Annotated in this window: 5 protein-coding genes; 4 read left to right on the top strand and 1 reads right to left on the bottom strand. The window is 45.5% G+C overall.

The features are described from left to right. The first annotated feature begins 48 nt into the window (after positions 1-48). From JNK13_03015 to JNK13_03025, 3 genes are all read left to right on the top strand, one after another. Positions 49-972 (top strand): response regulator, encoded by a 924-nt coding sequence (locus JNK13_03015; GenBank protein ID MBL7661703.1) that lies wholly within the window; start codon positions 49-51, stop codon positions 970-972. Continuing rightward, positions 969-2,804: a hybrid sensor histidine kinase/response regulator gene (locus tag JNK13_03020; protein MBL7661704.1), complete on the top strand. Its 1,836-nt coding sequence runs from the start codon at positions 969-971 to the stop codon at positions 2,802-2,804. The genes JNK13_03015 and JNK13_03020 overlap by 4 nt, the downstream gene beginning before the upstream one ends. 98 nt (positions 2,805-2,902) lie before the next feature. Continuing rightward, the gene (locus JNK13_03025) at positions 2,903-4,063 is read left to right on the top strand and encodes an AI-2E family transporter (GenBank protein ID MBL7661705.1); all 1,161 of its coding nucleotides are present in this window, start codon (positions 2,903-2,905) and stop codon (positions 4,061-4,063) included. 16 nt (positions 4,064-4,079) lie between these two features. Here JNK13_03025 and JNK13_03030 read toward each other — a convergent pair whose 3' ends face one another. Further along, complete coding sequence (locus JNK13_03030) at positions 4,080-5,531, bottom strand: DUF853 family protein (protein MBL7661706.1); 1,452 nt, start codon at positions 5,529-5,531, stop codon at positions 4,080-4,082. Between the two features lie 207 nt (positions 5,532-5,738). On the opposite strand from JNK13_03030, the gene JNK13_03035 reads away from it, so the two are divergent. After that, entirely contained in the window at positions 5,739-6,995 is a 1,257-nt protein-coding gene (locus tag JNK13_03035) for a nitronate monooxygenase (GenBank protein ID MBL7661707.1), read from the top strand. The last annotated feature ends 334 nt before the right edge of the window (positions 6,996-7,329 follow it).

Genomic DNA, 7,329 nt, shown 5'->3' on the forward strand with positions numbered 1-7,329 from the left:
AATCTTAGTGCCCACACAGGTTAGATGATTAAATTGCTGAGGCGAGTTATGAAACTATTGACGTTTTTAAGTAAATTTAAAAAAGAAAAATCTTCAGCTGTAAAGGCAATTTCCTCGCCGAGAACTGTTCTAGATTTCCCGAGGGTAGCAGCGGAAGCAAATATTTCACGTGTAGCCACAGAAGCCTCAGACGATGAGCGCATCGCCCTGGTGGTTGAAAAACTAGCGCACGATGCTCAAGTCAAGGGAGCAGCGGAAGTTTTTATCGGTCATCCCGACAAAGCAAGTTATGAGTTTGTTGTCGGCAGTAAGTGTTACCGTGGAAAAATTCACCCCTCAGTCTATCAAACTCTTGCGGCATACTTTAATGGACAACACCGACTTGAGCGCAGTTGCAACGAGTCTCAAGTGCTAAAAAAGATTTGTATTTCTTTGACGAGGAATTTTGAGCATCCAGTCTTGTGTTTGAGCTGGGAACTGCTTGTGCCTGAGTCACCCGAACTTTCTGCCCCAGAAATTTTAGCAGGCCCTTATGCGCAAGCAACTGACGAAACGGCAGCACTGCCCACGGTCTTACTGGTCGATGACGACTTACGCTTATTAATGGTACTTTCCAAGATTTTTGAATCAAAATCCTTTACAGTCGTAACCGAGCATATTAGCTCGCGTGCACTTGAAAGACTTAATCGTGGGGAAGTCCAAGCTGATTTAGTCATTGCTGATGTGCATATGCCGAATTTGGACGGTCCGAAGTTTTTACACGAGCTGCGCCAAGGCTTCCCAGATTTACCTGTGATTATGCTTACTTCAGATATGAATTCGTTAATTGAAGCTGAACTGGCACTGCTTGGAGCAGATGCATTTGTCCGTAAGCAGGAGGATCCTAAAATTTTATTGGCCTGGGCTAAGAATTTGCTATTACGTAAATATCGCATGAAAACTAAGCGTGCAGTTGAGGAGCTTGCCGCGTGACAGAAAATCAAGACTTGTTACTGCTTTGCTCAGCAATCGTCGCACTACTTGCCTGTCTAGTAGGAATGCTGCGTAGTCGACGCCTGAAAGAGGAGCTGTTGGAACTTAAGCGCGATCTGAGTCAAATCACCCGTGGTCAACAACCACTGGCAAATATGAATTACCATTCGCCTGAAGTTTCAAGCCTTAAACAATCACTTTTTGCCTTAGTCGAGCGGATTAAGAAGCTAGAGCATACAAAAGGCAGATTAGATGAAGTTTTAAGCTTTAGTAGCGAAATTATTGGCTCCGGCGATCAGGCGCAGGCGACCGCAAGTAAAATTACTCAACTGTTAGAATCCCAGATTAAACCAGAATTAGTTGCGGTAGCTGTTTTATTGAAGTCCTCAGAGCATGCTCCACTGGAGCTAATTTCGATGCGCGGCCTGCCGCAGAAGCGCATGGAAGAGGTGCTTTGCATTGCTGCCGAAAGCTTATTGCACAAAAATCAAGGATCGCAAAAAGAGTCGCAGTGGGGTTATATTTTTCCTGAAAAGAACTCACTTTTTGATTTTTCTTCTTTTGGCATCGGCCTTTCGTTGGTTGTGCCACTGAGCATGCACGGTATAATTAACGGCGCGCTCTGGCTTGGATTTAAATCTGGCACTGCGACACTTAACGAACAGCGAAAATCTTTTGTTAAGGCTATGGCAGATCACGCCGCAGCAACACTTTATGCTGCTTCCAAGGCGCAAGCGCGTGAACAAGAGCGAGCTGGTGAGCGTGATTTCTTGCTCGGTGTTTCCCATGATTTGCGTGCACCCGGCAGTAGTGCCTTGTACGCACTTTCTGATGTTTTGTCGGGAGAATGTGGTCCACTCTCAACCGATCAGCATTTGCGCCTAACTTTAGTGAAAGATTCGCTGCTCGAGCAACTTTCTCTACTGCAAGATGTGCTCGATTTTGCTAAACACCAACGTGGTGTTTTATCCGCGCAAAAAATAGCCTTTGACGCTCTCCCTTTAATTCGAACAGCAATCGCTAAATATCAAGAATTAGCTCTGCAGCATGGCTTAGAGCTTCGCTTTGACGAAGACACCCAAGCCGCAGCAAAGCTTGCTAGTCAATATGTTTATGCTGACCGTCGCCAAGTAGAACGCATTCTTGCTAACTTTATTACCAATGCAATTAAGTATAGTCCTGCAGGGCTAATCTCAATTCAAATCATTGCTCAAAGTGATGCACTTGAATTGGTTGTTTTAGATCGTGGCCCGGGAATTCCAGCTGAACAACAGAATCTGCTTTTTAATCAATTTCAACGCTTACAGACTGGTGCGGCAACTGAAGGTTTTGGATTGGGGCTGGCGCTCAGTCGTGTACTTGCGGAGTTGAATTCTGGCTACGTTTTCTATCGTTCACGCGCGGGGGGCGGTTCGATTTTTGGAGTAGGGCTAAAGTATGCTCCTGCAGGTGAAATTAAAAATAGTGAAGCACGATTTGAACGTGTACTCGTGCTCGATGATGAACCTGAAGTGTGTCGTGCGACGATGCGCCTCTTGCAATCGCGAGTAGGACAGCTGATTCCAAGCTCGACCATTAGTGAAGCGCGTGAAGTGCTGAATACTTTAGCAATTGATTTATTAGTCACGGATTTACACGTGGGCACGGAGAAAGTTACAATTTTACTTGATGAAATAAAAAACTCGGCACGGAAAATTCCGATTATTGTTTTAACTGGAAGCTCAAATCCCACTGATCTAAAAGACCTGCAAGCAACTTTCGGAGCTCATGTGCTCGAAAAGCCCATCACCCGCGAGGAGCTACTCAACACTCTTAGCGCTTTGCCGCGCTGATTTTATCTCGCTAGGTTCATGCCCGATCTTCTTGATTTTAAGCAATCTTCGATTGCCACTTGGCTAGCAGCACTATTATATAGTTAACTGAGTAACGTATGCAGAATTCAATTAAAATCACCTGGGACGATGTATTACCACTCTTAGTCCGAGTTTTTGTATGGGGATTAATTTTGGCGGTACTTTATGTGTTACGGTCTTTTTCGCTACTCATTTTTCTGACTTTTGTTTTTTCATATATTCAGTACTCAGCCATCACCCGCCTTGAACCGTACTTATCCGGCAGGACATTGCGCGTGTTTGTCGTTGCACTCTCGATGCTGGTGATCATGTTTTCGACAATGCTCTTTTTATACCAGCCAGTGATAGATCAAGCTAAGGTCTTTGCTGACCGTTTACCGACTTACTTAAGCGAATTAGACAGCCGGGTTGAGGAACTTACTTCGAAGTATAATTTTTTGCAGCAGTTTATTGATACTCATCAAACTGCTCAGCCCGTCCCGAGCGAGACAGCGCTAGAGGACCCGCACGCCAAGCAAAATTTCTCAGCCTCGATGATTACTTCCCCAAGTGCGCAGCTGATCGAATTATTTCTCGGCAGTCCTGGCGTTGATAAAGAAAGTGGTATGAAGACACTGGTGCAGCGGATTAAGAGTTATGGCAGTTCGCTTTTAGGAATTGTCTCTGCATTTTTACTTTCCCTGCTGTTCTCTTTTCTAATTGTTTTAGATTTGCCGAGCCTAGCCAAAGGAGTGCGTGGTTTGAGAAATACTAAACTGCAGTTTATCTACGATGAAGTCGATGATGGGGTGAGTAGTTTTGGTGTTACCTTGGGGCGCGCGCTTGAGGCCCAGTTACTGATTGCCATCGTTAATACTGTCTTAACAGCAATTGGAATTGTAGTCCTTGGCCTGAGCGCAAAGGCTGCTTTTCTTTCGCTGATCGTGTTCCTCTGTAGTTTTATCCCGGTTGCCGGAGTTTTCATTAGCTCTGTGCCAATTTGTCTTGTGGCCTTGCAGGAATCGGGATTTACTCTGGTCTTTGCCTGCATCATTTTGATTACAATTATTCATATGATCGAGGCCTATATTTTAAACCCTAAAATTTACGGCTCACATCTCCATCTTAACCCAGTGATTGTGCTGATTATCTTAACAGTCGGTGGAAAGCTTTTTGGCGTGTGGGGATTAATCTTGGGCGTTCCCCTGTGTACTTACGTTTTCACTAAGGCAATCCGCTACCAAGAAACACAAGAATAGAAAGCAGCTCTCGGTCTTAACGACGGCGGCTGGCTGAGCCAAGAATGCCACGCATGATTTGCCGACCCATTGATTGGGCCACAGAGCGCATCGCGGCAGAGAACATATTGCGCATAAAGCTACCGCCAGTTTTACCTAATTGCTCTTTAGCAGCTTCCCAGCTGCCACCGGAATTTGTCACCATTTTCTTTTGTAGTTTCTCGTAGGCCGACTCACGGTCAACGCTTTCGCGGTATTTCGTAGCTAAGTAAGAGCTCGACATAATACGCGCACGCTCCTCGGCCGTCAGCGTTCCGAGTCTTGAGTGTGGTGGTGCAATCATTACACGCTCGACTGGAGTAGGAGTTCCAGCAGTATCAAGGGCCGAGACTAAGGCTTCTCCTACAGCGAGCTCAGTTAAGACTTCAATCGTTTTGATTTGCGGATTTGCCCGAAAAGAATCTGCTGCCGCTTTAAGTCCCTTGCGGTCCTTTTCTGTAAATGCACGCAAGGCATGTTGAACTTTCATCCCCAACTGAGAGAGCACTGTGTCGGGGACATCATTAGGATTTTGGGTGACAAAAAATACACCAATGCCTTTCGATCTAATCAAGCGCACAACTTGTTCGATCTTTTCGATTAGTGCTTTTGGCGCTTCGCTAAAAAGCAAATGCGCTTCGTCAAAGAAAAATACAAGTTTTGGCTGTTCTAAATCACCGGCTTCAGGGAATTCTTCAAATAATTCTGAGAGTAGCCAGAGTAGGAAGGTCGCATACAGACGAGGCTGTTGGAGCAGTGTTGTCGCATCGAGGATATTAATCCGACCCTTACCTGATTGGTCGGGGACTAAAAGATCCTGCAGATTTAAAGCCGGTTCTCCAAAAAATAAATTACCGCCAGCCTCTTCAATTTGTAGAAGATCGCGTTGAATCGCCGCAATTGAGGCCTTCGCGACATTTCCATACTGAGTTTGAATTTCTTCGGCATTTTCCCCAAGCCAATTGAGCAAGGCACGTAGGTCTTTTAGATCGAGCAATGGTAAGTCACGGTCATCGGCAACTTTAAAAGCAATCGTGAGTACTCCCTCTTGCACGTCACTTAAATCGAATAAGCGTGATAGTAGTAAGGGGCCAAATTCGGAAATTGTTGTCCTGAGTGGCAAGCCTTCGCGGCCGTAAACATCCCAGAAAGTGACTGGATAAAAATCAGGTTGATGATTGCTTAAGCCAAGCTTAGTCGCACGCTCTTTAACCTGTGGACTAAATTCCGTGGGCGCAACTGCAACACTTGCTAGGTCGCCCTTAACATCAGCTGTAAATACATGCACTCCTGCGGCAGAGAGTTGCTCTGCAAGCACCCGCAAAGTCACTGTTTTTCCTGTTCCCGTAGCGCCAGCAATTAAGCCATGACGATTTGCCATTTTAAGTGGCATGCGTTGGTCTGTCCCGTCGCTAGAGTGGCCAAAAAAGAGCGTATTAGCTTGTGTCATGCAATATTCCTCGATATTTTCGCGGTTTCGAGACTATTTTGATTTACGCCAAACAACAAGTTTTTTTAGATTTCCCCCAAGTTATGCAGTTCCTAATGAATGTGATATGGTAACCGGACATTCTAAGCTTGCTGCAAAAGCGCGATACGGCTAAATTTAATAGAGTGGATTACTGTGGCATCATGCCATTTGCGAGATAGGTGTTTAATGAAGTTAAGTGATTTTAGTTTTAAGCTCGGTCAACGAGAATTTTTGCCTCTGCTGCAAGGCGGAATGGGCGTCAATATCTCTACCGCAGCTCTCGCCCTTGAGATGGCTCGTCTTGGCGCAATCGGACATATCTCTGATGCGCTCTCTCCATACTTATCCGACCGCATGTTTAAAACTACATACCACAAAGATAAAAGCATTCAGTTTAAAGACCGCGTCGATGATTTCCCTAAACCTGGCGTTAAGTGGGATGAAGCGAAAGTATATGAAGCTAGTAAGAACTACTGCCGCGATACGATGTCTAAAGTTAAAGGTTCAGGTGGAGTTTTCATCAATGTCATGGAAAAGCTCGGCATGGGAGCCCCAGCTGAAACGCTTCGCGCTAGATTACAAGGCGCAATGGATGGCGGTATTGATGGCATTACTCTCTCGGCAGGATTGCACACCGGCTCACTGCAGCTAGTCACAGATCATCCAAGATTTAGAGATGTTTTATTCGGAATTATTGTCTCATCGGCTCGGGCCTTGAAAATATTCCTCCGCAGCGCGCAACGTGCCGAACGCCTTCCTGACTATATCATTGTTGAAGGCCCACTTGCTGGTGGACACCTTGGTTTTGGTATGGATTGGCATAAATTTGACCTACGTACGATTGTCCAAGATGTTTTACATTTTCTTAAAGAAAACGGCTTAAAAATCCCTGTGATTCCAGCAGGGGGAATTTTTACTGGTGCAGACGCAGTGAGTTATCTCCAGCAAGGCGCTGAAGCTGTCCAGGTTGCTACTCGTTTTACGATCAGTCGCGAATGCGGTTTGCCTGAAGCAACGAAGCAAATTTACCTTAAATCACGAGAAGAAGATGTTGTTGTGAATCTAATTTCACCAACAGGATATCCAATGCGCATGCTTGTCTCTAGTCCGTCGATGCGCTCAAATATTAAGCCGCAGTGCGAACCGCTAGGCTATATTCTTGATGCAGAGGGGAAGTGTCAGTACCACGATGCTTATGCTCAGACTGGTTTTGATTCTAATGGTAAGAAGTTACCGGTCACTAATAAAATGTGTATCTGTCACCATTTCATGAAATATGACTGTTACACTTGTGGTCATAATGTCTTTAAGCTTAAGGATACGACTACAACCCAAGCAGATGGCTCGTATGTTTTGCCGAGCGCTGAACAAGTTGCAACCGACTACCTGCATACAGCCTGCGAATTACACAATCTTGAAGAAGCCCTTGCTGCTGTAGCCTAGGGAAACGCTGTTTGCTGATTATGTTTGCTAAGGTCGGTAAACAGATTGCCGCGCTTACTGCACATGCATGGACCCTTTAAGCCCCATTCTTATAAGCTCTGGGCGGGGAGCAGTTTTTAGAAATGGCTCGCCCTTGGCTAAACTGATCTGCTAGCTACCAGCAGTTACGACTCGGGCTGCCCCGAAAAAAGATAACACTGCACTTTCTTCAAACCTCTCCCCACCCAGAGGCTTCAGCCACCCATAGCATTAATTCCAACTAGTTGTTTTTCTATAATTATTTGGATCCAATTTGTGTTCTATAAAGCGCAGAGTGGAGACTTCGGCGTGGCGT

The organism is bacterium, from assembly GCA_016786595.1.
Taxonomy (GTDB): Bacteria; Bdellovibrionota_C; UBA2361; order SZUA-149; family JAEUWB01; genus JAEUWB01.

What these genes read in the sequence shown, in the direction of transcription:
- JNK13_03025 (MBL7661705.1), top strand. Translation starts at nt 2,903, where the DNA reads ATGCAGAATTCAATTAAAATCACCTGGGACGATGTATTACCACTCTTA.
- JNK13_03015 (MBL7661703.1), top strand. Translation starts at nt 49, where the DNA reads ATGAAACTATTGACGTTTTTAAGTAAATTTAAAAAAGAAAAATCTTCA.
- JNK13_03030 (MBL7661706.1), bottom strand. Translation starts at nt 5,531, where the DNA reads ATGACACAAGCTAATACGCTCTTTTTTGGCCACTCTAGCGACGGGACA.
- JNK13_03035 (MBL7661707.1), top strand. Translation starts at nt 5,739, where the DNA reads ATGAAGTTAAGTGATTTTAGTTTTAAGCTCGGTCAACGAGAATTTTTG.